The organism is Chromobacterium sp. Panama (assembly GCF_003052555.1).
GTDB lineage: Bacteria > Pseudomonadota > Gammaproteobacteria > Burkholderiales > Chromobacteriaceae > Chromobacterium.
Genome location: NZ_QARX01000001.1, coordinates 4,123,742 through 4,150,473 on the forward strand (window position 1 = coordinate 4,123,742; position 26,732 = coordinate 4,150,473).

Annotated in this window: 22 protein-coding genes and 1 tRNA gene; 15 read left to right on the forward strand and 8 right to left on the reverse strand. The window is 64.1% G+C overall.

Annotation, left to right across the window (positions count from 1 at the left end; all coding sequences use genetic code 11):
* The first annotated feature begins 3 nt into the window (after positions 1–3).
* The 3 genes from DB032_RS18680 (at position 4) to DB032_RS18690 (ending at position 3,558) form a co-directional block, all read left to right on the forward strand.
* Complete coding sequence (locus DB032_RS18680; RefSeq protein ID WP_107800786.1) at positions 4–1,350, forward strand: ATP-binding protein; 1,347 nt, start codon at positions 4–6, stop codon at positions 1,348–1,350.
* Between the two features lie 338 nt (positions 1,351–1,688).
* Positions 1,689–2,510, forward strand: a complete 822-nt coding sequence (locus tag DB032_RS18685; RefSeq protein WP_107800787.1) for a carboxylesterase — start codon at positions 1,689–1,691, stop codon at positions 2,508–2,510.
* Positions 2,511–2,967: 457 nt separating this feature from the next.
* On the forward strand, positions 2,968–3,558 hold the full coding sequence (locus DB032_RS18690; protein ID WP_107800788.1) for an outer membrane beta-barrel protein: 591 nt from the start codon (positions 2,968–2,970) through the stop codon (positions 3,556–3,558).
* Positions 3,559–3,623: 65 nt separating this feature from the next.
* Here DB032_RS18690 and DB032_RS18695 read toward each other — a convergent pair whose 3' ends face one another.
* A complete protein-coding gene (locus tag DB032_RS18695; protein ID WP_107800789.1) occupies positions 3,624–4,244 on the reverse strand; it encodes a glutathione S-transferase family protein in 621 nt (206 codons plus the stop codon).
* Positions 4,245–4,341: 97 nt separating this feature from the next.
* Here DB032_RS18695 and hemF point away from each other — a divergent pair, with 97 nt between their 5' ends.
* The 8 genes from hemF to DB032_RS18735 all read left to right on the forward strand — a co-directional run bounded on the left by hemF (position 4,342) and on the right by DB032_RS18735 (position 12,654).
* Positions 4,342–5,253 carry an oxygen-dependent coproporphyrinogen oxidase gene (gene hemF, locus DB032_RS18700; protein ID WP_107800790.1) on the forward strand — a complete coding sequence of 304 codons (912 nt, stop codon included), beginning with the start codon at positions 4,342–4,344 and terminating at the stop codon, positions 5,251–5,253.
* 127 nt (positions 5,254–5,380) lie between these two features.
* Positions 5,381–7,051, forward strand: coding sequence for a glycosyltransferase family 39 protein (locus tag DB032_RS18705; protein ID WP_107800791.1), 1,671 nt, complete (start codon positions 5,381–5,383; stop codon positions 7,049–7,051).
* Positions 7,052–7,079: 28 nt separating this feature from the next.
* Complete coding sequence (locus DB032_RS18710) at positions 7,080–7,451, forward strand: SMR family transporter (RefSeq protein WP_107800792.1); 372 nt, start codon at positions 7,080–7,082, stop codon at positions 7,449–7,451.
* Between the two features lie 154 nt (positions 7,452–7,605).
* Positions 7,606–8,733, forward strand: a complete 1,128-nt coding sequence (locus DB032_RS18715; protein WP_107800793.1) for a DegT/DnrJ/EryC1/StrS aminotransferase family protein — start codon at positions 7,606–7,608, stop codon at positions 8,731–8,733.
* Positions 8,734–8,739: 6 nt separating this feature from the next.
* On the forward strand, positions 8,740–9,687 hold the full coding sequence (locus tag DB032_RS18720; RefSeq protein ID WP_107800794.1) for a glycosyltransferase: 948 nt from the start codon (positions 8,740–8,742) through the stop codon (positions 9,685–9,687).
* Positions 9,684–10,586, forward strand: coding sequence for a formyltransferase (locus DB032_RS18725; protein ID WP_107800795.1), 903 nt, complete (start codon positions 9,684–9,686; stop codon positions 10,584–10,586). The genes DB032_RS18720 and DB032_RS18725 overlap by 4 nt, the downstream gene beginning before the upstream one ends.
* 68 nt (positions 10,587–10,654) lie before the next feature.
* Positions 10,655–11,698 (forward strand): bifunctional UDP-4-keto-pentose/UDP-xylose synthase, encoded by a 1,044-nt coding sequence (locus tag DB032_RS18730; RefSeq protein ID WP_107800796.1) that lies wholly within the window; start codon positions 10,655–10,657, stop codon positions 11,696–11,698.
* Between the two features lie 56 nt (positions 11,699–11,754).
* Positions 11,755–12,654 (forward strand): 4-deoxy-4-formamido-L-arabinose-phosphoundecaprenol deformylase, encoded by a 900-nt coding sequence (locus tag DB032_RS18735; RefSeq protein WP_107800797.1) that lies wholly within the window; start codon positions 11,755–11,757, stop codon positions 12,652–12,654.
* A 58-nt stretch (positions 12,655–12,712) separates the two neighbouring features.
* Here the strand turns inward: DB032_RS18735 and DB032_RS18740 are convergent, their stop codons facing one another.
* The 5 genes from DB032_RS18740 to DB032_RS18760 form a co-directional block, all read right to left on the reverse strand.
* Positions 12,713–15,094, reverse strand: a complete 2,382-nt coding sequence (locus tag DB032_RS18740; protein WP_158274356.1) for an ATP-binding protein — start codon at positions 15,092–15,094, stop codon at positions 12,713–12,715.
* Positions 15,095–15,096: 2 nt separating this feature from the next.
* Complete coding sequence (locus tag DB032_RS18745; protein ID WP_146176722.1) at positions 15,097–15,753, reverse strand: response regulator transcription factor; 657 nt, start codon at positions 15,751–15,753, stop codon at positions 15,097–15,099.
* A gap of 74 nt (positions 15,754–15,827) precedes the next feature.
* The gene (locus DB032_RS18750; protein WP_107800800.1) at positions 15,828–17,081 is read right to left on the reverse strand and encodes an EAL domain-containing protein; all 1,254 of its coding nucleotides are present in this window, start codon (positions 17,079–17,081) and stop codon (positions 15,828–15,830) included.
* 883 nt (positions 17,082–17,964) lie between these two features.
* Complete coding sequence (locus DB032_RS18755; protein ID WP_227105359.1) at positions 17,965–18,975, reverse strand: nucleoid-associated protein; 1,011 nt, start codon at positions 18,973–18,975, stop codon at positions 17,965–17,967.
* Positions 18,976–19,052: 77 nt separating this feature from the next.
* On the reverse strand, positions 19,053–19,946 hold the full coding sequence (locus tag DB032_RS18760) for a LysR substrate-binding domain-containing protein (protein ID WP_107800801.1): 894 nt from the start codon (positions 19,944–19,946) through the stop codon (positions 19,053–19,055).
* Positions 19,947–20,086: 140 nt separating this feature from the next.
* Here DB032_RS18760 and DB032_RS18765 point away from each other — a divergent pair, with 140 nt between their 5' ends.
* Positions 20,087–21,199, forward strand: a complete 1,113-nt coding sequence (locus DB032_RS18765; protein ID WP_370445221.1) for an S-(hydroxymethyl)glutathione dehydrogenase/class III alcohol dehydrogenase — start codon at positions 20,087–20,089, stop codon at positions 21,197–21,199.
* Between the two features lie 19 nt (positions 21,200–21,218).
* The gene (fghA, locus tag DB032_RS18770; RefSeq protein WP_199226038.1) at positions 21,219–22,052 is read left to right on the forward strand and encodes an S-formylglutathione hydrolase; all 834 of its coding nucleotides are present in this window, start codon (positions 21,219–21,221) and stop codon (positions 22,050–22,052) included.
* Between the two features lie 50 nt (positions 22,053–22,102).
* Here the strand turns inward: fghA and DB032_RS18775 are convergent.
* Positions 22,103–22,187 (reverse strand) — tRNA-Tyr (locus tag DB032_RS18775).
* Positions 22,188–22,382: 195 nt separating this feature from the next.
* On the opposite strand from DB032_RS18775, the gene DB032_RS18780 reads away from it, so the two are divergent.
* Together DB032_RS18780 and DB032_RS18785 are read left to right on the forward strand one after the other, a co-directional pair.
* Entirely contained in the window at positions 22,383–24,632 is a 2,250-nt protein-coding gene (locus DB032_RS18780; protein ID WP_107800804.1) for a M9 family metallopeptidase, read from the forward strand.
* A gap of 350 nt (positions 24,633–24,982) precedes the next feature.
* Positions 24,983–25,768 (forward strand): AraC family transcriptional regulator, encoded by a 786-nt coding sequence (locus DB032_RS18785; protein WP_233246739.1) that lies wholly within the window; start codon positions 24,983–24,985, stop codon positions 25,766–25,768.
* Positions 25,769–25,946: 178 nt separating this feature from the next.
* Here the strand turns inward: DB032_RS18785 and DB032_RS18790 are convergent, their stop codons facing one another.
* Positions 25,947–26,564 (reverse strand): TetR family transcriptional regulator, encoded by a 618-nt coding sequence (locus DB032_RS18790; protein WP_107800805.1) that lies wholly within the window; start codon positions 26,562–26,564, stop codon positions 25,947–25,949.
* Positions 26,565–26,732: the final 168 nt, after the last annotated feature.

A 26,732-nucleotide genomic window follows, 5' to 3' on the forward strand; every position in this document is an offset into this window, starting at 1 on the left:
GGCATGAGCACTCGTCGTTTGCGCGGCTGGCTCAAGCCGTCGCTGGGCACCCTGTTCGCCCGTTATTTCTTCGCCACCATGCTGGTGGAGCTGATCATCATCATCGGCTTCGGCTTCCTGGTCACCAAGCTGTACGAGAACAGCGACCGCGACGGCAAGCTGCAATTCATGAACGGCACCGTGAGCCTGATCCGCGAGCAGCTGGCTCAGACGCCGCATCGGGACTGGGACCGCAAGCTCGCCGACATCGCCCGCGCCTTCAGCTATCCGGTCAAACTGATCGCCCATCCTCCCGACGATTTCGAACCGGAAGGCCATGCCGCGCTGCAAGGCGGCCGCCCCTATCTGGATTTCGACAGCCAGTTGCTCTACGTGCCGCTGCCCCATGATCCGCATCTCTTGCTGCTGGGCCCGCTGGAAGCCCCAGCCAGCAACAGCAGCTGGATCAGCGAAGACATGGAAATCCTGCTGTTGTGGATTCTGCTGACCGGCTCCACGCTGGGCACCCTGATCTACTTCAGCCTGCGCCCGCTGTGGAAGGACTTGCTGGAAGTGCGCCGCAAGGCGGAGGTGTTCGCCGACGGCGACTTCAGCGCCCGCGCCCAACCGTCCAAAAGCCGGCTGCTGGCCCCCCTGTCCCTGGCCTTCAACAGCATGGCCGCGCGGCTGGAGCGGCAGATGGAAACCCGTCAGGCCTTGTCCCACGCCATCGCCCACGAGATCCGCACCCCGATCGCGCGGCTGCGCTTCGGTCTGACCATGCTGGAGGAAGAAGAGGACGAACAGGAATGGCGGCGCTACCGCGAAGGCATGGAGCGCGATATGCAGGAGTTGGAGGAGCTGTTCAACACCAGCATGGAGTTCGCCAAGCTCAACCGCAACGAAGTGCCGCTGCACTGGGAAACCGTGGACCTCTACGACTGGTTCGACGATCTGGTCGACCTGGTGACGCCGCTGAAACCGCCGGGCATCGCGCTGGAGCTGGACTGCGCGCTGGGCAACGGCGCGTTCGACCGCAAGCTGATGTATGTGGCCAGCCGCAACCTGCTGCTCAACGCCTTCAAATACGCCAACGCTCAGGTCCGGCTGACCGTGTGTCACAACGCTTCCGGCCAGCTGCTGATTCATGTCGACGACGACGGCTGCGGCATTCCCGAGGCTGAACGCGACAAGGTGTTCGAACCCTTCCTGCGGCTGGACCGCAGCCGCGACCGCGCCACCGGCGGCTATGGCCTGGGGCTGTCCTTCGTCAAGCTGATCACCGAACACCACGGCGGCCAGGCCAGCGTGAGCGCCAGTGAACTGGGCGGCGCGCGCTTTACTCTGCGCATCATGCAACCACAGCAATAAGCCCCGCTAAACCAACCCCTGATCCTGCGCTGCGCGGTTTAGTTAGCGGCTCTAAGAGCGGCTCAGCGCCCGCTTGCGATCCGCGGGGCCTCACGCGGCGAGCACGGCTTCAGAATACGCATCGACCGCTTCTCCGCTTCTTCCTTGTCTCGCTCTTGCCCGCGAGACTTTGAAGAGGCGGCCAAGAACGCCGGCGCCGGCGAAAAGTAAAGCCGCAGTTTGTTAAGCAATCTGAATGGGGTCACGCGCCGTCACAAAGCGGGGACAGGAAGCCAACAGACCCCAAGCCGCCGCGCCGGGATAATGCCAGCATCTCAACTTGGATTCGGGTATTTCCCATGGTTTCTTCACGACCGGCCGCCCTGCTGGTACACGGTCTGGGCGGCAGCGCATACGACCTTGGCGCGCTTGGACGCACGCTGGAGGAGGCGGACATCGTCACGCACACCCCGCTGTTGCCGGGACATGGCGGCGAGCCGGAAGATCTGCTGTCCGTCCGCTGGCAGGACTGGGTGGAAACCATACGCAAGGAATACCTGGAACTGAAGACACGCCACAAGGTGGTGCATCTGGCCGGCGTTTGCCTGGGCGGCCTGGTGGCGCTGGAAGTGGCGCGGCTGGAAAACCATCAGGACGGCCTCGCCTTGTACGCGCCGCCGTTGTTCCTGGACGGCTGGAGCCTGCCCAAGCTGACCTGGGCGCGCCACATCGTCTACCGCATTCCCGGCCTGGCCAAGAAGATGCGCGTGCCGGAAGTCGAACCCTTCGGCATCAAGAACGCCCGCATCCGCAAGGCCATCCAGCAGCGCTTCGAACGCGGCGAACGCTTCCACTACGCCTACATCCCGCTGGCCTGCATCCGCCAAGTGGATGGGCTGCGCCGCCAGCTGATGTCGCGGCTGGAAGAGATCACCTGCCCGACGCTGATCGTGCATGCCGACGAGGACGACATCACCAGCCCGCGCTCGGCCCGCTACCTGCAGCGCTATCTGGGCGGCAAGGTCGACTTCATGCCCTTGTCCAATAGCTACCACATGGTGATGGTGGACAATGAACGCGGCGAGGTGCTCAAGCGCAGCCTGAAGTTTTTCAACCAGCGCGCCCAAGCCCGGGCCGCCGCCGCTGAACACGCCGACTGGGCCGTCTTCGCCGCCGCCTGAACGCCGCGTCGCTGCCATCAGGGCAAGCCTCAGGCTTGCCTTTTTTCTTGCCTGCGCCAGCCGCGCCCGCCCCTTCTTCAACTAAAGTTGCAAGCAATCACAACTAAACATTGAATTTAACAGCTGCGCAAACTTCCCGGCCGCCCCGTCATCAACCGTCATCAAGCCAGAACACAGCGACAATGGAAGACGAGGACCGGCTGAAGCAAACTGTTTGCACGAGCCGGATCGGCCCCCAGCCGGTCTTGCAACGGTTCCGTTCTCTTCCCTTTGTGTGACTTTGCGTGCCCGCCGGCTTCGGCGGGCATCTTTTCTTTCAGCCACCCACCCTGTTTTGTTACAGACTGTTACACAAATCATTTACCTTCCACACAAAGAGCGCTTACAAGCTCAACAGACTGACTTGCTTCTTATTCGCACAATATTGTAGTTATCAACAAAGCAAACAGTCGCAAAAATGAAAAAACTAATCACCGCTTCCGTATTGAGCCTGGCAGCTCTGTCCGCGCATGCAGCCGATCCGGGCTTCTACGTCTTCGGCAACACTGGTTACAACTTCTCCAAGCCGGAGTCCGGCAACCGCAACATCGCCCTGAAAGACGCCAAGGCCGCCGGCACGGTATGGGAACTGGGCGCCGGTTACCGCTTCAACCAATACCTGGCTACCGAACTGTCCTACGCCGATTTCGGAAAATCCACGGCCAACGCCTCCGCCCTCGGCCTTGTTGGCAACGGCTCCGTCGCCAACAAGGCCGAGCGCATCGCCGTATTGGGCATTCTGCCGGTGACCCAGGATTTGGAAGTTTTCGGCAAGGCCAGCCTGAACAACGTGCACACCACGCTCAAGATCGACCACGTTGTCAACAAAACTTTCAACGACACCCGATTGGGTCTTGGTTTCGGCGCGCAGTATCAACTGCACAAAAACCTGTCCTTGCGTGGCGAATACGAATACATCGCCGGCGATGACTTCCAGATAGCGGGCCAAAGCGTGGTCAAGACGTCCGGCACCAGCGTGCTGAAGGCCGGCATCAGCTACCACTTCTAATCTCAGCCTTGCCACGCCCTTCCATCGCCAGCCGCGGCCCCTGTGTCCGCGGCTGGTTTTGCGTTTCAGGCCGCCGGCACCGCCATGCCGCGCCGCACCGCCGGCCGCTCGCCGACGCGTTGGAACCAATCGCTTACCCGCGGAAACGCCGCCAGATCCACCAGATGCCAATCATGGCGCGCCGCCCACGGATAGAGCGCGATATCGGCGACGCCGTACTCGCCGGCGACGTAATCCCGCCCGGCCAACTGCCGGTCCAGCACGCCGTACAGGCGCAAGGCTTCGTCGTGGTAGCGCTTCTGCGCATAGGGAAGGCTTTCCGGCGCATAGCGCAGGAAATGGTGAGCCTGCCCCAGCATGGGCCCGAAGCCGCCCATCTGGAACATCAGCCATTGCAGCGCCTCGTAGCGCGCCGCGCCCGCCGCCGGCAGCAGGCGGCCGTGCTTTTCCGCCAGGTATTGCAGAATGGCGCCGGACTCGAACATCGCCAGCGGCCGGCCATCCGGCCCCTCGCTGTCGACGATGGCCGGAATCTTGTTGTTGGGACTGATGGCCAGAAAGGACTCGGCGAACTGCTCGCCCTTGCCGATATCCACGGTGTGCACGGCGTATGACAGCTCCAGTTCTTCCAGCATGATGGAAATCTTGCGCCCATTGGGCGTGCCCCAGGTATACAGATCAATCACGATGCGCGTCTCCCATGTTCAAAGCCCGGGCGGCGCGCCTGCGCGCGCCGCCCCGTCTGCTACAATGCAGCCCATTTCAAGCCTTCAGGATACTGCGATGAGCCAGCCGCGCGTCAATGATGTCAAAGCCTTTCTCTTGGACCTGCAAGACCGCATTTGCGCGGCGCTGGAGCAGGCCGACGGCGGCGCTCAATTCGTCGAGGACGCCTGGCAGCGTCCGGGCGGCGGCGGCGGACGCAGCCGGGTCCTGACCAAGGGCGCGCTGTTCGAGCAGGCCGGCGTCAATTTCTCCCATGTCCACGGCGACGCGCTGCCCGCCTCCGCCACCGCCCACCGGCCGGAGCTGGCCGGCCGCGGCTTCCAGGCTATGGGCGTGTCGCTGGTGATCCATCCGGAAAACCCGCACATTCCCACCAGCCACGCCAATGTCCGCTTCTTCATCGCGGAAAAAGAAGGGGAAACGCCGGTATGGTGGTTCGGCGGCGGTTTCGACCTGACCCCGTTCTACCCGGTGGAGGCCGATGTGGTGCACTGGCACCGCGTGGCCCGCGATGTGTGCCGGCCCTTCGGCGAACAGGTCTACCCGGACTACAAGCGCTGGTGCGACGAGTATTTCTTCCTGAAGCACCGCCAAGAGGCGCGCGGCGTCGGCGGCCTGTTCTTCGACGATCTGAACGCCTGGGGCTTCGACTCCTGTTTCCGCTTCATGCAGGCGGTGGGCAAGGGCTTCACCGACGCCTACCTGCCCATCGTCGAGCGCCGCAGAGGCGATAGCTGGGGCCACCGCGAACGTCAGTTCCAGCTTTATCGCCGCGGCCGCTATGTTGAATTCAACCTGGTTTGGGACCGCGGCACCCTGTTCGGTCTGCAGTCCGGGGGACGCACCGAATCCATCCTGATGTCGATGCCGCCGCTGGCGCGCTGGGAGTACGATTATCAGCCGGAGCCGGGCAGCCCGGAAGCGGCGCTGACCGAGCGCTTTCTGGCCCCGCGCGACTGGCTGGCCTAAGCGCCGCGGCCAAGCCGGATGCCGCCGCTTTCTCCAGCCCGCACATGAGTTTAGCCAATCACAAGGGCGGCGAAATCGGGTATCCTTGCGCAGCTGTCCATAATAATCCAATGACTATCCGTTCCGCATGAATCAACCCCATTTTTCGGCCGGGCTCTCCGGCCCCGCCGCCCGTCCCTGGCTGGAGCCGGCGCTGTGGCTGCTGTTCGCCGTCGTCTGGTTCGGCTCCCTCGGCTACCGCGGGCTGATTCACGCCGACGAGGGCCGCTACGCCACGCTGTCGCTGTTCATGTTGCACAGCGGCGACTGGATCACGCCGCGGCTGAACGGCCTGCTGTATTTCGAAAAGCCGGCGCTGCAATATTGGATGGGCGCGCTGAGTTTCGCCGCCTTCGGCGTCAACGAGTTCGCCGCCCGCTTCTGGCCCGGCCTGACCGGCTTTCTGACGGTGGCGATGTGCGGCTTCACCGCGCGCCGGCTGTGGGGCGTCGACGCCGGCCGCTACGCGGCGCTGGCCGCCGGCAGCTGCGCCTGGATCGTGGCCAACAGTCATTTCCTGTCTCTGGACATGGGCGTCAGCTTTTTCCTGACCGTGGCGCTGTGCGGCTTCCTGCTGGCCCAGCGCGACGACGCCGGCCCGCGCGAAACGCGCCACTGGATGTGGCTGACCTGGGCGGCGATGGCCGCCGCCACGCTGAGCAAGGGCTTGATCGGCCTGCTGATCCCCGGCGCCACCCTGGTCTTGTACAGCCTGCTCAACTGGCAATGGGGCTTCTGGAAACGCATGCACTGGCTGAGCGGCCTGGCGCTGTTCCTGCTCCTGACCGCGCCCTGGTTCATCCTGGTGTCCCAGCGCAATCCCGACTTCGCGCATTTCTTCTTCATCCGCGAGCACCTGGAGCGCTTCCTCACCACCGAGCACAAGCGCACCGGCGCGCCGTGGTATTTCGTGCCCTATCTGCTGCTGGGCCTGCTGCCCTGGACCAGCCTGCTGCCGGCGCTGTGCCGCGACGGCTGGCGCGAGCCGGGCGCGCGGCTGCGCGCCGGCCGCCTGCTGCTGATCTGGTCGGTCTTCATCTTCGCCTTCTTCAGCAAGTCCAGTTCCAAGCTGCCGTCCTACATCCTGCCGCTGTTCCCGGCGCTGGCGCTGCTGCTGGCGCCCACGCTGCTGCGCATACCGGCCGCCGCGCTGAAGAAGCACCTGCTGCCGGCGCTGCTGCTGTGGCTGGCCGCGCTTGGTCTTTACCCCTTCGTCGACCGTTTCGCATCCGAGGACATCCCCCTCGACGTGCTGCACGGCTTCGCCCATTTCGTCGTCGCCGCCGCGCTGCTGTTCCTGGTCTGCGCCGTCGTCGCCTGGCGTTTGCTGGGCCGCGAGCGCAAACTGGCCGCGCTGTGCTGGCTGGCCTTCGGCAGCCTGCTCGCCGTCAGCGTCGCCGCCGCCGGCCACGACAGCTACGGCCGGCTGAAGGGCAGCAAGGAAATCGTGCGCCAGATTCAGCCCTATCTGGGGCAGGACACCCCGGTGTTCTCGGTGCGCTATTACGATCAGACCTTCCCCTTCTACCTGGGCCGCCCGGTCACCCTGGTGCAGTTCGTCGACGAGTTCGAGTTCGGCGAGGGTCAGGAGCCGCAGCGCTGGATGCCGCGGCTGGAACAATTCGTCGCCGCCTGGAAGGCCGCGCCGCGCGCGCTGGCGATGACCAACCCCGCCACCTATCAGGAACTGCAAGCCCAGGGCCTGCCGATGCGGGTGGTCTACCAAGATCCGCGCCGCCTCGTCGTGGCCAAGCCGTGAAACCGCCAACCTTTGGACCCCTTCTAATATGAAGTTGATCGAATTCGGCCTGATTCTGCTCGGCGTGCTGCTCAACGCCGCCGCCCAGCTATGCTTGAAGGCCGGCGTGCGCCAAATCGGCCACTTTGACTTTTCCGCCGCCAACGTGTTGCCGATAGGCTGGTCGCTGGCCACCAATCTGCCCATCGTCGGCGGCCTGTCCTGCTACGTGGTCAGCGTGGTGGTCTGGATCATGGCGCTGTCGCGGGTAGAGGTCAGCATCGCTTATCCCATGCTGTCCATCGGCTACGTGGTCAACGCGCTGCTGGCCTATTGGCTGTTCGGCGAGGCCTTGAGCGCGCAGAAACTGATCGGCATCGGCGTCATCATCATCGGCGTGGTGCTGGTGGCACGTAGTTAAGGCTTATTTTTGCCACGGAAACACACGGAATGACACGGAAAATAAAACGCCCGCTCAGCAGCCGACAAGATTCAATGGCGCAAAACGAATTTGAATGACTGTTTTTGTCCGTGCATCTCCGTGTGCTTCCGTGGCTAATTTTCAGGGTTTGAATATGGATTTTCTACCGTTTACCCGCCCGGACATCGACGAGGCCACCATCGCCGCCGTCGGCGAGGTGCTGCGCTCCGGCTGGATCACCACTGGTCCCAAGTCCCGCCAACTGGAAGCCGAGTTGTCCGCCCATGTCGGCGGCCGCCCGGTGCGGGTGGTGGCCTCCGCCACCGCCGCGCTGGAAATGGCCTTGCAGGTGGCCGGCGTCGGCCCCGGCGACGAGGTGATCACCTGCCCGCTGAGCTGGGTGGCCACCGCCAACGTCATTCTCAAGGTGGGCGCCAAGCCGGTGTTCGTCGACGCCGACCGCGCCAGCCGCAATATCGATCTGAACTTGGTGGAAGCAGCGATCACGCCGCGCACCCGCGCCATCATCCCGGTGGACCTGGCCGGCCTGCCGGTGGACCGCGACCGCCTGTACGACATCGCCAAGCGCCACCGTCTGCGCGTGGTGGAGGACGCCGCCCAGTCCATGGGCGCCAACTGGCGCGGCCGCCGCATCGGCAGCGACGGCGACCTGGTGTCCTTCAGCTTCCACGCCAACAAGAACATGACCAGCGGCGAAGGCGGCTGCCTGGTGCTGAACGACGAGAACGAGGCGCGCCTGTTCGAGAAGCTGCGGCTGCAGGGCGTGACCCGCCACGCCGACGGCGGCATGGACGTGGACGTGCTGGGCGGCAAGTCCAATATGACCGACATCGCCGCCGCCATCGGCCTGGGCCAACTGCCGCGGCTGGAAGGCTTCAACGCCCGCCGCCGCGAACTGGCCGCGCTGTATTTCCGCCATTTCGACCGCGAGCTGGGCTGCGAGCTGCCGCTGGAGGACATGGCCCAGAGCAACTGGCATATGTTCCAGCCGCTGCTGCCGCTGGATCGGATGAGCATGGACCGCGGCGAATTCATCGCCCGGATGAAAGACCTGGGCATAGGCGTGGGCGTGCACTACCCCGCCATGCATTTGTTCACCCTGTTCCGCGAGATGGGCTTCCAGCCGGGCGACTTCCCGGTGGCGGAAGACATCGGCCGCCGCACCGTCACCCTGCCGCTGTTCCCGGCCATGGCCGACGAGGACGTGGAACGCGTGTGCGCCGCCGTGAGCGGCGTGCTGAAGCCCGTGCTGAGCGTATAAAACATTATGAAAAGCGTAATCGATCTTTCCGTCGTCATCCCGGTATACAACGAGCAGGACGTGCTACCGGCGCTGTTCGACCGCCTCTACCCGGCGCTGGACGCGCTGGGCGTGCGTTATGAAGTCGTCTTCGTCAACGACGGCAGCCGCGACAAGAGCCCGGCCATGCTCGCCGCGCAGTTCGACCTGCGCCCGGACGTGACCCGGGTGGTGCTGTTCAACGGCAATTTCGGCCAGCATCGCGCCATCCTGGCCGGCTTCGAATACAGCCGCGGCGAGCGGGTGGTGACGCTGGACGCCGACCTGCAGAACCCGCCGGAGGACATCAAGCTGCTGCTGGCGGAAATGGACAAGGGACACGACTACGTCGGCTCCATCCGCCGCCAGCGCAACGACAGCCTGTGGCGCCATCTGGCCAGCCGCGCGATGAACCGCCTGCGCGAGAAGCTGACCCGCATCAAGATGACCGACCAGGGCTGCATGATGCGCGCCTACAGCCGCCGCATCATCGACACCATCAATCAGTGCAACGAACTGCACACCTTCATCCCGGCGCTGGCCTATCAGTTCGCGCAGAACCCGACCGAAGTCACCGTCGGCCATGAAGAGCGCTTCGCCGGCGAATCCAAGTATTCGCTGTACAGCCTGATCCGCCTGAACTTCGACCTGATGACCGGCTTCTCCATCGTGCCGCTGCAGCTGTTCTCGCTGCTGGGCATGCTGGTTTCCGCCGGCTCCGGCGTGCTGGTGGTCTATCTGGTGCTGCGCCGCCTCATCGTCGGACCGGAAGTGGGCGGCCTGTTCACCCTGTTCGCCATCGCCTTCCTGCTGATCGGCATCGCGCTGTTCGGCATCGGCCTGCTTGGCGAGTACATCGGCCGCATCTACCAGGAAGTGCGGGACAGGCCGCGCTATGTGATCGGCGCGGTGCTGGAGCAAAAGGACAAGCCATGAAAGCCGTGGTCTTCGCTTATCACAATGTCGGCGTGCGCTGCCTGAAGGCACTGATCGGCGGCGGCGTGGAAGTGGCGCTGGTGGTCACCCACCGCGACAATCCCAAGGAAAACATCTGGTTCGCCAGCGTGGAGCAAGTCGCCCGCGACTACGGCATTCCGGTGATCACCCCGGACGACCCGAACACGCCGGAAACGCTGGCCCAAGTGCAGGCCGCGCGGCCGGACTTCCTGTTCTCTTTTTATTACCGCCACATGCTGAAGGCCCCGCTGCTGGAATCCGCGGCGCGCGGCGCCTTCAATATGCACGGCTCGCTGCTGCCCAAATACCGCGGCCGGGTGCCGATCAACTGGGCCATCATCCACGGAGAAACCGAAACCGGCGCCAGCTTGCACGTGATGAACGTCAAACCGGACAACGGCCCCGTCGTCGACCAGATGGCGGTGCCCATTCTGCCGGACGACAACGCCGACGAAGTGTTCGCCAAGGTCACCGTGGCCGCGGAAATGGTGCTGGCCCGCAGCCTGCCGGCCCTGCTCGCCGGTCAGACCGAGTTCCGCCGGCAGGACTTGAGCCAGGGCGGCTATTTCGGCGGCCGCAAGCCGGAAGACGGCCGCATCGATCCGCGGGCCGGCGCCGCCCAGCTGCACAACTTCGTGCGCGCGCTGACCCACCCGTTCCCGGGCGCCTTCGCCGACACCGAAGACGGACGGCTGGTGATCTGGAAAACCCTGCGCGCCGGCGGCCATGGCCAGCAATTGCAAGCGGCCCGGCTACACTCAGAACACGGCGCGCTGTGGCTGGACGCCGTGGACGGCGGCCGCCTGAAGGTACTGTCCGCCACGCTGGACGGCGCGGCGCTGGATCCGGCGACGACACTGACGCTGACGCTGGCCTGAGGCGGCGGACTCACGGAATACACATGCAAATCACAGCTCCCTTCCGGGGGGCGATGAAGGAAATCTCAATGAAAAAAGTACTGATCCTCGGCGTCAACGGCTTCATCGGCCACCACCTGACCAAGCGCATCATCGAAACCACCGACTGGCACATCTACGGCATGGACATGCACGATGACCGCGTGGCCGAGTGGAAAGACCATCCGCGCTTCCACTTCTTCGAAGGCGACATCACCATCAACAAGGAGTGGATCGAGTACCACGTGAAGAAGTGCGACGTGGTGCTGCCGCTGGTGGCCATCGCCACCCCATCCACCTATGTGAACAATCCGCTGCGCGTGTTCGAGCTGGACTTCGAAGCCAACCTGCCCATCGTGCGCCAGTGCGTACAGTACAAGAAACACCTGGTGTTCCCGTCCACCTCGGAAGTCTACGGCATGTGCCATGACGAAGAGTTCGACCCGGAAAACTCCGAGCTGATCTGCGGCCCGATCAACAAGCCGCGCTGGATTTACTCCTGCTCCAAACAGCTGATGGACCGCGTGATCCACGCCTACGGCATGCAGGAAGGCCTGAACTACACCCTGTTCCGTCCGTTCAACTGGATCGGCGGCGGCCTGGACAACATCAACACGCCGAAGGAAGGCTCCAGCCGCGTGATCACCCAGTTCCTGGGCCACATCGTGCGCGGCGAGACCATCAAACTGGTGGACGGCGGCCATCAAAAGCGCGCCTTCACCTATGTGGACGACGGCATCAGCGCGCTGATGAAGATCATCGAAAACCAGGACGGCAAGGCTTCCGGTCAGATCTACAATATCGGCAACCCGGCCAACAACTACTCCATCCGCGAACTGTCCGCGATGATGCTGGACCTGGCCCGCGTCTACCCGGAATACCAGCTGAACGCCGACAAGGTGAAGATCGAGGAAACCACCTCCGGCGCTTACTACGGCAAAGGCTATCAGGACGTGCAGAACCGCGTGCCCAAGATCGCCAACACCATGGCGGACCTGGACTGGAAACCGAGCGTGACCATGGCCGACGCGCTGCGCGGCATCTACGACTACTACCGCGACCAAGTAGCCGCCAGCCGCGACCTGTCCGAGTAAGCGGCTCCCGGCGCCAGGCGAGATAGAAAGCCCGGCGCCGGTTTCAGAGATACCCCATGAAAAAACTCGCCCTTAAAATCGACGTCGACACCTGGCGCGGCACCCGCGACGGCGTGCCGCGGCTGATGCACATGCTGCAGCAGCATCACGCCAAGGCCACGTTTTTGTTCAGCCTGGGCCCGGACCATACCGGCCGCGCGATCAAGCGGGTGTTCCGTCCCGGCTTCCTGTCCAAGGTGTCGCGCACCTCGGTGGTGGAGCACTACGGCATCCGCACCCTGCTCTACGGCACCGTGCTGCCCGGCCCGGACATCGGCAAGCGCGAGGCGGAACTGATGCGCGAAGTGCGCGCGCAGGGCTTCGAGGTCGGCATTCACACCTGGGACCACATCAAGTGGCAGGATTACGTCGCCGGCAAGGACGCCGCCTGGACCCGCGCCGAAATGCGCAAGGCGGCCGAGCGCTTCGAACAGATCTTCGGCGAACCGGCGCGCACCCACGGCGCGGCCGGCTGGCAGATCAACGACGCGGCGCTGGCCTATGAGCGCGAACTGGGCATGCTTTACGCGTCCGACGGCCGCGGCAGCCACCCCTTCCAGCCGGTGGACGCCGCCGGCCAGCCCCTGGGCGTGCCGCAGCTGCCCACCACGCTGCCGACGCTGGACGAATTGATAGGCCTGGACGGCCTCACCGCCGACAACGTCCATCACCATATCCTGGCGCTGACCGAAGAAGCGCCGGCCACCGGCCATGTGTACACCCTGCACGCCGAGCTGGAAGGCCTGCGTCTGGGCTATACCTTCGAGCATCTGCTGGTGGGCTGGCAAGCCCAGGGCTATCAGCTGTGCAGCTGCATCGAGCTGTTCAGCAGCCTGGACGCGGCCGCGCTGCCCGCCGGTCGCGTGGTGATGGGAGAGATTCCCGGCCGCAGCGGCACGCTGGCGCTGCAAGCCTAAGAACCAGTGCTCTATCTTTTAGGGCTGAAACGATAGCCCACCCAGCCGCCGCCCGGTTTCATTTCCCGGCCGGCGGCGTCTGCGCGGCCAGTTGGTCCAGCATCGCGCGCAAAGCGTCCATGCGTTCGTCCAAGCCTTCCGCGCCGCCCTGCAACAGCATGCCCTCCAGTTCCCGCGCCAATTCCGCCAGCTCGCGCTGCTCCATGGTCAAGGCCGCGCCGGAGATCCGGTGCAGATGCTGGCTGGCCGTGGACCAGTGAGCGTGCTGGACCGCCCGCACCGCCTGGCGGTAATCGCGCTCGTTATGCTCGATGAACATCTGCCATAGACCGCTGACCTGGGGCGGAGATTCGACGGCCTCGGAGACCGGCGCCGCGTCCGGCAGCCACATGAGCAAGATATGCTGCAAATCCCTGAGCCTCAGGGGCTTGACCAGCACGCCGTTCATGCCGCTGTCCATGCACCGTTCCCGGTGCAGATCGTCATTGGCCGCGGAAATCGCCACGATGGGCAGCAAGGCGCCGCCCTCCTCGCGCTCCCATGCGCGGATGCGCCGCGTCGCCTCGTAACCGCTGATGTCCGGCAGGCTGCAGTCCATCAGGATCAAGCGCACCTCCGGGTGTTCCTTCAGGATGGACAAGCTGCTCATGCCGGTGCTGGCCACCGTGGCGCGGCAGCCCAATTGGCGCAGCTGCTCGCAAATCATCAGCTGATTGGCCGGATGGTCTTCCACCACCAGCACCAGCTGCCCCTGCCCCACCGCCTGCGGCGGGCCGGAGGCTTCTTCCTCCGCCGCCTCCTTGACCAGCGCCGGCCCCAAACGCACCGGCAGCTTGATGGTGAGAATGGTCCCGGACGCGCCGTCGCTGTCCAACGTGATGCGCCCCTGCATCAACTCCACCAAGCGCTTGCAGATGCTCAGCCCCAGCCCCGAACCGCCGAACTTGCGGGTGGCGACGGAATCCGCCTGCACGAAAGCGTCGAAAATATTCTTCTGCGCCGCCAGCGGCACGCCTATGCCGGTGTCTATCACCTGGCACACCAGCACGCCGCGCTTGCGGCTTGATTTTCCGCGGCGCAAGTCCGCCTTCAGCGTGACCGTGCCCTTGTCGGTGAACTTGATCGCGTTGGACATCAGATTGTGCAGCACCCGCTGCAAATGCGAAGCGTCCAGCCAGAAGGCGCGCTCCGGCAGTGCATGGACGTAGCGCAGCTCCAGTCCCTTCATCTTGGCCGCCAAGGCGTACAGCCTGACCTGGTCTTCCAGAATGGAGCCGACGTTGACGAAGGACGGGTCCAGGCTTTCCTGGCCCGCGTCCAGCCGCGAGGCGTTGAGAATATTATTGAGCAGTTGCAGCAGGCTGCTGGCCGCCAGATTGGATTGCAGCACCAGCTCCCGCTGTTTCTCGCCCAAGGACATGGTCTGCAGCAGTTCGCCGGCGGCGATGATGGCGTTCATCGGCGTGCGGATTTCATGACTGACCACCGCCAGAAACTCGCTCTTGGCCGCTTCGCCCGTCCTCGCCTTGCGCAGCAGCAAGGTAGTGGTGCGTATCACCAGCAGCAGGACGAAGAACAGCAGCACCAGCAGGGTGCCTTCGCCGGCGTAACTCCTGAACACGCTGGAGACGGACGGCCGCGGCGCCACTTGCTCCTCCCAGGCGGAGCGGGCGGCGTCGACGTCGTCGGCCGACATCGTGTCCAGGCTGCGCCGCAGGATGGCGTAGAGCAAGGGCTGGTGCTTGCTGACCCCCATTCGGTAAATGGCGTAATAGCCGGGCAGCGCGCCGGAGCTGCTCAGATCGGGGAAACGATAATTCAGCAGGAAGCGCGCATAGCTTTCCGGCACCAGGCCGATGTCCGCCCTCCGGTCCTGGATCGCCAGCAAGGCCTGAGTGGGCGTCTCCGCCGCCACCAGGTCCGGGTTGGCGTGATCGCCCAGCAACCAGGAGCGCGAGTTGTCGTTGAAGATGAAGGCGAGCTTGCGCCCGTGCAGATTGTCGTGGTCGAACACCACCGGGTAGTCGCGGCGCGTGATCGCCATCAAGGGCTGCGAGGAATACGGCTGGGTGAAGTAGTAATTCTTGTTCAGGTTCAGTTCGCCGATCGCGTCCTGATTGATGCTGGCCAGCATCATCGCCCGCCCATTGCCGCTGGCCTCGATCAGGGCCTGCGCCGAATGCACTTGCACGATATTGAAGCGCAAACCGCTTTTCTCGCTGACGTACTGCAGGAAAAAAGCCTCGACCCCCTTGTAATGGACGTTGCTGTTCTTGCGCTTGGCCGCCGGTTTGGACCTGAGCACGTACACGTCCACCACCGGATTCCGGCTGACCCAGGCCTCTTCCTCCCGGCTCAGCGGGATCTTGCTGCCCTGGTCGGCGCAAGCGGACAAAACGCCGCACAGGACGAGCAGGCCGCTCAAATGTTGAAATCGCACCGCTACTCCAATTTGGAGTTCAATAAAAACAACTCCCTGTCCGTATTGATGCCCAGTTTCTGGAAAGCCGCTTTTTTCTGAGTGCTGACCGTCTTGATGCTGCGCGAGAACTTCTCCGCGATCTGGCTGGTGCTCATGCCGTCCAGACAGCAGCGCACCACCTCGCGCTCCCGCGGCGACAAACGCGCATACGGGTCCAGCGTCCGCCCCTCCTCCAGCTTGATGTCGCCCGACAGCAAGAGATTCATCTCGCTCATCATCTTGACGGTCAGGTACACCCGCCCGGCATAAACGCTGTGGATGGCGCCCGCCAGCGCGTCCACCGGCTGCGACTTGCTGAAAAAACCCCTGGCGCCCGCGCGCAGCATCAGATTGACCGTTCCCACCAGGTCCACCGACGACAGCACCAGGACCTTGCACTCCGGATAACGGACATTGATGGACTGAATCAGGTTCAGCCCGTCCACCTCGTTGCTGCCCAGGGAGAAATCCATCAACAAGACATCCGGCAGCCGCTTGCGGAAAACCGCCAGCAACTGGGTGCTCTGCGCGAAACTGCCGACAATCTCGAACTCCGGGTATTGCTTGAGCTTGGCCTCCAGCCCCACCCTGACCACGTCATGGTCATCCAGAATCATCAGCGATATTCTTTTTCTCATGCCGTTCTCGTTAAAGTTGACCAATTCGCTTCCCGCCGCATCCCCTGTCCCGGCGGAACGCCTTGGGGCCGCGCCTAATCGCCCGCGCCGCGCGCGCTCCACTCCTCCGGCACCTGCCGCGCCAGCTCTATGTAGCGCGACGGCGCCATCGGGCGGTACAGGCCGAAGCCCTGGCCGGTCTCGCAGCCCATCTCCCGCAAGGCCTTGACGTGGCGCGTGCTCTCCACGCCCTCGGCCACCACCTGCAGATTCAACTCCTTGCCCAGCAGGATGGAGGAGCGGACGATTTCATAATGCCGCGAGCTCTCCAGCATCGAGGCGACGAATAATTGATCAAGCTTCAAGGACGAAAACGGCATGGCGGACAACATCTTCAGCGAGGAGATGCCTATGCCGTAATCGTCGCAGGCAATGTCGAAACCATTGGCGCGCAGCTGGTTCAGCGCCACCATCAAATCGAGTCCGATTTCCGGCTCCAGGTTTTCCGTCAGCTCGATCACCAGCAGCGAGCGTTCCAGCTTGGTCTTGTCCCAGCGCATGGTGATCTCGCGCACGAGATTGGGCGACGCCAGGGTGGCCGCCGACGCGTTGATGGAAATCGGCAAGCGCACGCCCTTCGCGTTCAGCGCCTGCTGGGTGGAGATCACCCCGCTGAGCACATGGAAGAACAGCAACAGATCCAGCCCCAGCTTGCTCACCACCGGCAGAAACACCGATGGCCGGATATTGCCCCGCGTCGGGTGCATGCAGCGCGCCAGCGCCTCGGCGCCGACCACCACCCCGTCGCTCAAGCGCACCTGCGGTTGCAGGTCTATCGAGATATTGCCTTTGGAGCACAAGGCCTCGATCACCTCCTGCTCGCTGAAAGGCCGGGTTCCCAAGCGCCCCGGCACGCCGTTGACTCTGGCCGCCTCGGCCATGGCCGCGCGCGCCAGTTCAACCTGGCGCAAAAACTGCGCGCATTCGCCGTCGTCCATGGTCGGATGCGCCGCCCAGACGTAGTTGAAGCCGGCCTCGCGCGCCAGCCTGACGTGCGACTCCTGCAACAGCTTGCCCGCGGCGCTGTGCCACAACAGCATGGGCGCGTCGGCCAGTTCGCCGCGACGCACGCCGGCATGCACCTTGGCGATCAATTCGGCGCCGCCGCCGTCCGGCATCTGAATATCGCACACCAGCAAATCCACCGGCTCGCGCAGCAATTGCTGTTCCGCCTCGCGAATATGGCCGCAATGGCGAATATTGCGAATGCCGGCCTGCGACAGCATGCGCTGAAGGCGCTCATTGTCCCGCGATGATCCGGACACCACCATGACATTAAGATTTTCCATGGATTCCCTACCATTTGGAATACCGACAGCTGAATATCCGCCACGCCCGCGTTGGCGCGCTGTCACGTTTCAACATCCCAAAAAGCATACGATTGATCAGCTTAATTTCCGGACTTGCTTTAGCTAATTCGATAATGACAATGTGGCGGCACATTGCCGGAAGGACGCGGCCAAGGTCAATGAATCTAAAAAAATCATTCAAGGCCGAAAACCCGGTCCGGCAAGCTTCTCCGCCCTCGCCCGGCAGCGGCGGGAAACCACGCTGCCGCTGCCCGCTTAATTGACATCGCCAAGCAAGAGCCGTCATTCAAGGAGCCGGCCATATCGGTTCAATTCACAGCGCGCAGCACACCCGCGCGTCCTATGGTCATCGTTCCGGAGACGCCTGCTCGGGTGTGGAATCAAACTGAATCACGCCGTTCTATTTAGGGCTTGTAGACGCCATGATAAGAAAATCCGCTGAAATCAAATATAGGATTTATCTTAAAAACAAATCCAATTGTCATTTTTGTTTTTTAAATATATTTACAATATAAAAACAGGAATCAATTAAACATTAAAAACCGGCATCATCACGAATGGAAAGCGTCAAACGCGCACGCGGACTCCAAGCGGCATGGTCAAACGCGGCCGGCAATGGATTGGGAAAGGGAAACAATAAGCGCCTGCGAGCAAGCGCGAGACCAGGCCTTATGGCGCAGCAAGCGGAATCACAAGGAGGGAATGGGCATGGCTAAGCTGAACTCGCCGTGCAAGGCTTTATCCGCGCAGCGGGCTTTGAACAGCTTAGCGCAGGACCAAGCGGCAACGCTCGCTGGCCTGAAATCTGGCGGACGGTTTCGCGCCGGACCTCTAGCCCGGCGCGGCAAGACTCCGCGGGCGGTCAGCCGCGCTTGTTCAGACGCAGGGTCAGGGTCAACTCGCCCTCGCCGTCGTTCTGCGACTGGATATTCTTCAAAGTGATGCCCGTGGGCAGCAGCACGCTGATGCCGTGGCCGACGCCGTACTTGGACAGGGTTTTTTCCAGCTGCCGCGCCATGCCCTTGGCCGGCAGCTTCGCCTCCTCGTCCAGCGCGAAGCCGTAGGATTCGGCGGCGGAGCCCATGGCCTGGTCCACCTGCTCGCGCGGCACGAACTTCTCGGCGGCGCTGGCCAGTTGGCGGGCCGACACGTCTTCCTCGCTGCTCACCAGATTGAGGAATTCATCCTTGAAGCGCGCCTGTTGCAGCGGGTCCTCTATCTCCTCCGACAGCTGCTCCACCACGCTGGCCATCATCTTGCTGCTGGACGCCTTGTCCGGCACCCGCATCGCTTTCAGGAAATCGTCCAGCCAGAACTTGGCCTCGCGGCTGAGCCGGTCCACCGCGTAGACCGTGGGGCCGTGCTCCAGGATCAGCGCGCCCTTGTCGATCAAGCGCGGATTGATGCCGGACGCGTGGCTGATGTCGAACACGTCGCCGGACTCCACCACGGTGAGGAAGTCGTCGCGGATTTCGGACTTGAACACCCCCAGCGCGCGCAGTTCGCGATCGCCGTCGTTGAGACCGGAAAACAGGATCACCAACAGGTCGCCGGCATTGATGTTGGGGTGCTGCGAACGTGCGTACAAATGCTTGGCGATACGCTGGGACACCGCCAGGAAATCCAGCTCGCCGCGGAAGAACTGCCGGGTGTAATGGTAGATTTCGTTCAGATTCAGGTCGGACTCATGGAAAAACTGATGCTGGCGCTTGTCCGACACAATGTTCTTCAGATAACCGCCCAGCAACAGCGAGGACACTTCCTCGTCCACGGAGCTGGCCCGCTCGGACAGGCGCGCGCCCTCGCCGCGCGCGGCATTGCCCACCCGGTGCACCACCAGCCGCTCCACCCTGCATTCGCCAATCGCCAACATTTCCGCGCTCCCGCCTAAAAATCGAATGCGCGATTATTGCCACTGCGCCCGGGCTTGGCAACCGCGAAAGCGGCCGGCTATTCCGGCAAGGCCAGCGGATCGTCGGTCAGGGAGTCCGCCAGAAAGTCCATCAGCAGCCGAACCTTGGGCGACAGCTGGCGGTTATGCGGCGTCAAAGCCCAGATGCCCTCTTCCGGCTCGCGGTAATCGGCCAGCACCTCGATCAGCTCGCCGCTGCTCAAATAGGCGGCGACATAGTAATCCGGCAATTGCGCCAGCCCCAGGCCCAGCCGCGCCGCGTGCGCCAGCGCGTGGCCGCTGTTGCAGCGCAGGCTGCCCTTGATCCGCACCTGCCGCCTGCGGCCGCCGTCCAGCAGATGCCAGTGTTCGCCGCTCAAAGACAGGCAGTTGTGGCGCTCCAGGTCCGCCGGCTCCAAGGGCGCGCCGCAGCGCTCCAGATAGGCCGGCGCCGCGCAGACATGATGCCGGCGCGAGGCCAGCCGCCGCGCCATCAGCGTGGAGTCGCTCAGATGGCCGATGCGGATCGCCAGGTCGTAACCGTCCTGCACCAGGTCCAGCACCTGGTTGGACAGGTTCAAGCTCGCCTCCAGCTGCGGATGGCGTTGCAGGAAACGGGTCAACAGCGGCGCGATATGGCTTTGGCCGTAAGCCAGCGGCGCGGTCAGCTTGAGCTTGCCCTGCGGCTGCGCCTGATGGCGCGAGATCGCCTGTTCCGCCTCCTCCAGCGAATCCAGCAGCTGCCGGCAGTGGCGCAGATACAACGCGCCGATCTCGGTCAGCGCCTGATGGCGGGTGGTCCGGTACAGCAATTTGGCGCCCAAGCGCTGCTCCAACTGCGTGACCTGGCGGCTGACCTGGGCGACGGAAATGCCCAGCGCCAGGGCCGCCTTGGTGAAACTGCCCTGTTCCGCCACGCTGACGAATTCGCAGATGCCTTCCCAACCCAGCATTATTCCACCTCGGAAAAAATCATTTACCAATTGCCACGATTATCTATTCAAACACGAGAAATACAATCAAAGTTTTGCCGTCGCCCGGCCTATGGCCCGCGGCGGCTATCCAACACCAAGGAGGGCTCATGAGCCAGGACATCATCAAGTGCAAGGCCGCCGTGGCCTGGGCCGCCGGCCAGCCGCTGAGCATAGAAGAAGTGGAAGTGCAGCCGCCGCGCGCCGGCGAGGTGCGGGTGAAAATGGTGGCCACCGGCGTCTGCCACACCGACGCCTTCACCCTGTCCGGCGAAGACCCGGAAGGCGTGTTCCCCTGCATCCTGGGCCATGAAGGCGGCGGCATCGTCGAATCCGTCGGCCCCGGCGTCAGCAGCGTGGCGGTGGGCGATCACGTGATCCCGCTGTACACCCCGGAATGCCGCGAGTGTAAATTCTGTCTGTCCGGCAAGACCAATCTGTGCCAGAAGATCCGCGCCACCCAGGGCAAGGGCCTGATGCCGGACGGCAGCACCCGCTTCTCCAAGGACGGCAAGCCCATCTACCACTATATGGGCACCTCCACCTTCGCCGAATACACGGTACTACCGGAAATCTCGCTGGCCAAGGTTAATCCGGCCGCGCCGCTGGAAGAGGTCTGCCTGCTGGGCTGCGGCGTCACCACCGGCATGGGCGCGGTGATCAACACCGCCAAGGTCAAGGCCGGCGACAGCGTGGCCATCTTCGGCCTGGGCGGCATCGGCCTGTCCGCCATCATCGGCGCGCGCATGGCCGGCGCCGGCCGCATCATCGGCATCGACATCAACGAGAGCAAGTTCGAACTGGCCAGAAAGCTGGGCGCCAGCGATTGCGTCAACCCCAACGATTTCGACAAGCCCATCCAGGACGTGATCGTGGACATGACCGACGGCGGCGTCGACTTCTCCTTCGAATGCATAGGCAACGTCAAGGTGATGCGCGCGGCGCTGGAGTGCTGCCACAAGGGCTGGGGCGAATCGGTGATCATAGGCGTGGCCGGCGCCGGGCAGGAAATCTCCACCCGCCCGTTCCAGCTGGTCACCGGCCGGGTATGGCGCGGCTCCGCCTTTGGCGGCGTGCGCGGCCGCAGCGAGCTGCCGGACTACGTGGAGCGTTATCTGAAGGGCGAATTCCGCCTGGACGACTTCATCACCCACACCATGCCGCTGGAGCGCGTCAACGAAGCCTTCGATCTGATGCACGAGGGCAAGAGCATCCGTTCCGTGATCCATTACTGAGCCGGAGAGCCGCGTGAACCTGGAAAACATCAGCGCCAACAAATCGTTTGGCGGCTGGCATCGGCAGTATCTGCATGATTCGACGACGCTGGGCTGCCGGATGCGCTTCGCCGTCTACTTGCCGCCGCAGGCCGGCGCCAACCGGCGCGTGCCGGTGCTGTACTGGCTGTCCGGCCTGACCTGCACCGACGAGAACTTCATGCAAAAGGCCGGCGCGCAGCGCGTGGCCGCGGAACTGGGAATGGCCATCGTCGCGCCGGACACCAGCCCGCGCGGCGCGGAGGCGGCGGACGACGAAGCTTTCGATCTGGGCCAGGGCGCCGGCTTCTACCTGAACGCCACCCAGGCGCCGTGGGACCGTCACTACCGGATGTACGACTACGTCAGCCGGGAACTGCCGGCGCTGATCGAGGCCAATTTCCCCGTCACCGGGCTGCGCGCGGTGGCCGGCCACTCCATGGGCGGCCACGGCGCGCTGATCTGCGCGCTGAAGCGGCCGCAGGACTATGTCTCGGCATCGGCGTTCAGCCCCATCTGCCACCCGGTCAACGCGCCCTGGGGGCAGAAGGCTTTCGCCGCCTATCTGGGCGAAGACCGCGCCGCCTGGGAAGCCTGGGACGCCAGCCTGCTGCTCAAGCACGCGCCGCGGCAGCTGCCCCTGCGCGTGGACATTGGTCTGGCCGACAGCTTTCTGGACGTACAATTGCAACCTGAGGCGCTGGAGAAGGCGGCGCGGGACTGCGGCTACCCGCTGGAACTGCACCGCCACGCCGAGTACGACCACAGCTATTACTTCGTCGCCAGCCTGATCGAGGAGCAGTTGCGCTTCCACGCGCGCCACCTCGGCTTGTGAGACGGCGGAACGCAAAAAAGCCAGGCAGAGCCTGGCTTTTTTGTTGAATCTGGTGGAGGGAGAAGGATTCGAACCTTCGAAGGCAGAGCCGTCAGATTTACAGTCTGATCCCTTTGACCGCTCGGGAACCCCTCCAGAGAGAGGCGGATAATATAGCTCCGCGGCGACGGCGTCAATCACCTGCGCGCAATCCCCTCCGCCGACGCGCCGTCTCCAGCCGCGGATTTGGCAAATCTGCGCGCGCGGACGCTCAAGCGCGCCAAGAAAGCGCGCCGTGCCATTGGCATGATCTCGCCATCGGGGACACGCCCCGACATACGGAGACAAGCCATGCAGACCCTTTCTCTCGCCGCCCTGTGCCTGAGCCTGGCCGCCGCCTTGCTGGCGCAGCCGGCGCTGGCCGCGCCCAAGCTGCAAAAAGCACCGCACCAGGCGCAAGCCCGGCCGAAACAAGCGCCGCCGCCGCGGCAATGGCAACAGCGTCCGCCAAGCGACGCTCAATCCCGCTACCAGTTGCCGGACGAGCGCACGGTGATCGGCAAGCCCAAAAGCAAGCTGATCCGACGCGCCGCCGTCGCGCAATGCCCGGATGTCGGCGCCATGGCCGGCTACAGCGGCGCGGCCTTGGCCAACTACCTGGCCGGCCTGCCCGACTACACCTGCACCTACGGCCTGTTCTCGCTGGACAGCAAGCTGGCCGCCACGCTTTACAGCGCGGCCAATCTCAACGCCGTCGCCGGCCGCTTCGCTCAGGAGGCCGCCGCCTACAACGCCGGCTCCATGGCCCTGGTCAACCTCACCCTCTATCTGCGCGCCGGCTACTACCTGGCCAGCGGCGGCGCCTTGCCGGCGCTGGACCCCAATCTGCTCGCCGTGCTGCGTCCCGGCATCAAGCAACTGGCCGACGGCAACGCGCTGTTCTCCGCCAACGCCCAGGCCTCCACCACCGCCGGCGAGGTGATGAAGCTGATCACCAATATGGCGGACGAGGCCTATTACCTGCCCAGCATGCGCGCCATCGTGCAGCGCTACACCAATAGCGCCAGCCAGCCCAACGCCGCCCAGTCCCTGCGCGAAACCACCGCCAACCAGGGCTTCACCGGCGCGCTGACCGTGTTCTTCTACGCCCACGGCCGCGCCAACGCCGCGCCGCTGCTGCAGAACGACGGCAGCTATTCGGCGGCGCTGATCCGCTTCGCCCTGGCCAACAAGAGCAGCCTGCTCGGCACCGAAAGCGCCTTCCAGCTGGGCGACGCCACCCGCGAAGGGCTGCGCTTCATGCAATACCCGGCGCTGAAGCCGGCGATCAAGCCGCAAGCCCAGGCCATACTGTCCGGCAGCAGCATGAGCGGCAACGACAATGAGCTGTGGCTGGCCGCCGCCGAAGCGGTCAAGTATTACGACGCCGCCAACTGCGCCGACTACGGCACCTGCAATTTCGAAACCCGGCTCGCCGACGCCATCCTGGTCAACCGCTACACCTGCAGCGCCAGCATCCGCATCCGCGCCCAGGAAATGAGCGCCGAGCAACTGCAGTCCTCCTGCGCGCTGCTGCAAAAAGAAGAGTCCTATTTCCATCAGATGCTGCAGACCCGCAAGCAGCCGGTGGCCAACGACAACAACAGCTCGCTGGAAGTGGTGGTGTTCGACGACTACAACAACTACGCCAAATACGCCTCCATCATCTACGGCATCAGCACCGACAACGGCGGCATGTATCTGGAAGGCGACCCGGCCGCGGCCGTCAACCAGGCCCGCTTCATCGCCCACGAAGCCTCCTGGCTGCGCCCCGCCTTCAAAGTCTGGAACCTGGAGCACGAATACATCCACTACCTGGACGGCCGCTTCGACATGTACGGCGACTTCGGCGCCAGCACCCGTCTGCCCACGGTCTGGTGGATTGAAGGGCTGGCCGAATACCTGTCGCTGGGCAACGGCAACCAGCCGGCCATCGACGCCGCCCGCAGCGGCAACTACACCTTGAGCCAGATCTTCGGCAACACCTACGACATGACGGACTACGTGACCCGCGCCTATCGCTGGGGTTATATGGCCACCCGCTTCATGATGGAGCGCCACAGCGGCGACGTGGACGGCTTCCTCGCCCGCTTCCGCAGCGGCGATTACAACGGCTACCGCAGCCAGATCCAGCTGATAGGCAGCCGCTACGACGCCGAGTTCGCCAGCTGGGCGCAAAGCGCCACCACCGCCGGCCAGCCGCCCTTGCCGTCCGAACCCGGCCTGCCGCCGTGCAAGGAGGCCTCGCCCAGCTATCTGGGCAAGAACTGCTCTATCGGCGGCCTTTCCGCCTCCGCGTCCGGCGCGGCTTACGCCACCATCCTGCTGCCGGCCGGCGCGCGCAACCTCAAGCTGTGGACCAGCGGCGGCAGCGGCGACGTCGATCTCTACGTGGCGCTGGACCGCTACCCGACGCCCGGCAATTACGACTACGCGTCCGCCGTCGCCGGCAATGAGGAAAGCGTGGCCATCGCCGCGCCGCAAACCGGCCGCTGGTACTACCTGACGCTGCAGGCGCGTCAGCCCTTCGCCAACGTCACGGTCAGCGCCAGCTACGACTAAGAGTCCGTTTACGATCTGCGGCGCGGGGCCTTACGCGGTGAGTACGGCTTTGAAATGCTCATGTGCCGTTTGCACATCCCGCTTTCTCGGCGGTTCTCGCCTTGCCCCGCCCTCGCTCGCGAGACCGTGAGCAGGCTCCCAAGCCGGTTCAAAGCCCGGCGCCCGCCTCGCCAAGCCAAGCCGCCGCGGCCCTTCCGCGGCGGACTTGCAAAATGGGTTGAATTAATGCATTTTGTTTTCAAACAATGCTTAATGAATGACATCAAGATTGGATAGCCCGGTCCGCCTCAGGCGGCCGGCTGTTTCCTTGGAGCGCAACACACCGTAAACCGCTTAAAAGGCCGCCCGCCATGTCCATGCCGCCGCAACGCCCCTACATCGTCAGCGATCTGAACGCCATGCAGGCGATGGCGGCCTTGTTCGATCAGTTGCCCGACGTGGTGTTCGCGGTCAAGGACCTGGACAGCCGCTACCTGGCCTTGAGCGAGGGCTGCGTCGGCCGTTGCGCGCTGCGCAACAAATGGCAGGCGGAAGGCAAGACCGCGCACGAACTGTTTCCCAGCGCCATGGCCAACCGCTACCGCAGCCAGGATTTGCAGGTGTTCTCTGAACGGCGGCCGGTGCGCAACCGGCTGGACCTCACCATCTACCACGACCGCGCGCCCGGCTGGTGCCTGACCAACAAGCAATCGCTGCACGACCCGGACGGCCGCCTGCTCGGACTCGTCTGCATCTCCAAAGACCTGACCGAACTGACCCGCGAAAAACTGCTGGACGAGCGCTTCGCCGCCTGCGTCGATCACATCCAGACCCATTTCGACCGCCCCTTGCACCTGGAGGAGCTGTGCGATCTGTCCGGCCTCAGCGTCGGCCAGATGGACCGCCGCATGAAGCGGGTGTTCCAGGCCAGCGTCGGCGAATTCATCCGCCGCACCCGGATGGAAGCCGCCTGCCACGCCATCCAGCACAGCGGCCGGCCGCTGGCCGACATCGCCGCCAGCTGCGGCTTTTCCGATCAAAGCGCGCTGACCCGGCTGTGCCGGCAAATGTTCGGCCTCAGTCCGCGCCAATTGCGGCTGCGGACGCCGCCCTCCGCGGCGACCATGGGCGCGGCCGCCTGGGCCGCCAGCCCCTGACCAGGCCGTCGCGCGACGGACTTCGCACGGGTTCCCGGAACGGGTTCACGGTCTCACGAGCTAAGGCGGGACAAGGCGAAAACCGCTGAAGGAGCGGAGTGCGTAAGCATTTCGAAGCCGGTTTCAACGCCCTTTATCTATTCATCCCGCCGACGCGCAGCAGACATCGAACGGCTTCTCAGGCCCCGCCCCGCCAGGCCGCCACCGTCGCCACGCTCTGCCAGGCCGCGCGCAGAATGCGCTCGCAGGCCGCAAACGGCGCCTTGCCGCCGTCCAGCATCCCGTACATGCCCTCGAACAAGCGCACCAGGAACTCCGCGGCGATGCCCACCTCGATATCCCGCGGCAGCTCGCCCTGGGCGATGGCGCGCCGCAGCTGGCGGCGCACATAGTGCATGGTGGCGCGGTCCATCAGTTCGCGGCGGCGCAGGATGCCGCGGTTCTCCCGGTTGCGCTCGCACTTGTGGTACAGAAACTCCGTCACCCGCTGCGCCGGCCCCGGTTCGTGGAACTGGCGCAGGTAATACATGCCCACCGCCACCAGGGTCTCGCCCGCCGACGCCCGCTCCGCCGGGAAACGCAGCGCATCCAGTTCAAACACGCGGTCCACCATGGCCCGGCACACTTCCATCTTGTTGTCGTAATGCCCGTAGACCGCGCCGCGCGACACCCCCGCCTCGTCGGCGATTTGCGCCATGGTGGCGTTGGCCACGCCCTGCCGCAGAAACACCCGCTCCGCGCCGTCCAGGATCGCGTCCCGGGTTTTTTGCGATTCTTCCTTGGTTTTCCTGGCCATATCCGCCTCTGAACTTTTCCCCAGATGCTACCTCAAAGGATTAATTAATCAAGCGTGATTGATTAATTAAACGGACGACACTCGGCGCGCTCAAGGCAAGGCGTGCCGGCCTGGCGTCCCTCGATCTTTTGAAACTCTTCTTAGGCACTACCCATGTCACACACAACA

Bases quoted from the DNA above. Each gene is read 5' to 3' on its own strand.
- DB032_RS18705 (WP_107800791.1), top strand. From the start codon at position 5,381: ATGAATCAACCCCATTTTTCGGCCGGGCTCTCCGGCCCCGCCGCCCGT.
- DB032_RS18790 (WP_107800805.1), bottom strand. From the start codon at position 26,564: ATGGCCAGGAAAACCAAGGAAGAATCGCAAAAAACCCGGGACGCGATC.
- DB032_RS18760 (WP_107800801.1), bottom strand. From the start codon at position 19,946: ATGCTGGGTTGGGAAGGCATCTGCGAATTCGTCAGCGTGGCGGAACAG.
- DB032_RS18780 (WP_107800804.1), top strand. From the start codon at position 22,383: ATGCAGACCCTTTCTCTCGCCGCCCTGTGCCTGAGCCTGGCCGCCGCC.
- hemF (WP_107800790.1), top strand. From the start codon at position 4,342: ATGAGCCAGCCGCGCGTCAATGATGTCAAAGCCTTTCTCTTGGACCTG.
- DB032_RS18785 (WP_233246739.1), top strand. From the start codon at position 24,983: ATGTCCATGCCGCCGCAACGCCCCTACATCGTCAGCGATCTGAACGCC.
- DB032_RS18750 (WP_107800800.1), bottom strand. From the start codon at position 17,081: ATGGAAAATCTTAATGTCATGGTGGTGTCCGGATCATCGCGGGACAAT.
- DB032_RS18710 (WP_107800792.1), top strand. From the start codon at position 7,080: ATGAAGTTGATCGAATTCGGCCTGATTCTGCTCGGCGTGCTGCTCAAC.
- DB032_RS18730 (WP_107800796.1), top strand. From the start codon at position 10,655: ATGAAAAAAGTACTGATCCTCGGCGTCAACGGCTTCATCGGCCACCAC.
- DB032_RS18745 (WP_146176722.1), bottom strand. From the start codon at position 15,753: ATGAGAAAAAGAATATCGCTGATGATTCTGGATGACCATGACGTGGTC.
- DB032_RS18685 (WP_107800787.1), top strand. From the start codon at position 1,689: ATGGTTTCTTCACGACCGGCCGCCCTGCTGGTACACGGTCTGGGCGGC.
- DB032_RS18690 (WP_107800788.1), top strand. From the start codon at position 2,968: ATGAAAAAACTAATCACCGCTTCCGTATTGAGCCTGGCAGCTCTGTCC.
- DB032_RS18715 (WP_107800793.1), top strand. From the start codon at position 7,606: ATGGATTTTCTACCGTTTACCCGCCCGGACATCGACGAGGCCACCATC.
- DB032_RS18735 (WP_107800797.1), top strand. From the start codon at position 11,755: ATGAAAAAACTCGCCCTTAAAATCGACGTCGACACCTGGCGCGGCACC.
- DB032_RS18725 (WP_107800795.1), top strand. From the start codon at position 9,684: ATGAAAGCCGTGGTCTTCGCTTATCACAATGTCGGCGTGCGCTGCCTG.
- DB032_RS18720 (WP_107800794.1), top strand. From the start codon at position 8,740: ATGAAAAGCGTAATCGATCTTTCCGTCGTCATCCCGGTATACAACGAG.
- DB032_RS18680 (WP_107800786.1), top strand. From the start codon at position 4: ATGAGCACTCGTCGTTTGCGCGGCTGGCTCAAGCCGTCGCTGGGCACC.
- DB032_RS18755 (WP_227105359.1), bottom strand. From the start codon at position 18,975: ATGTTGGCGATTGGCGAATGCAGGGTGGAGCGGCTGGTGGTGCACCGG.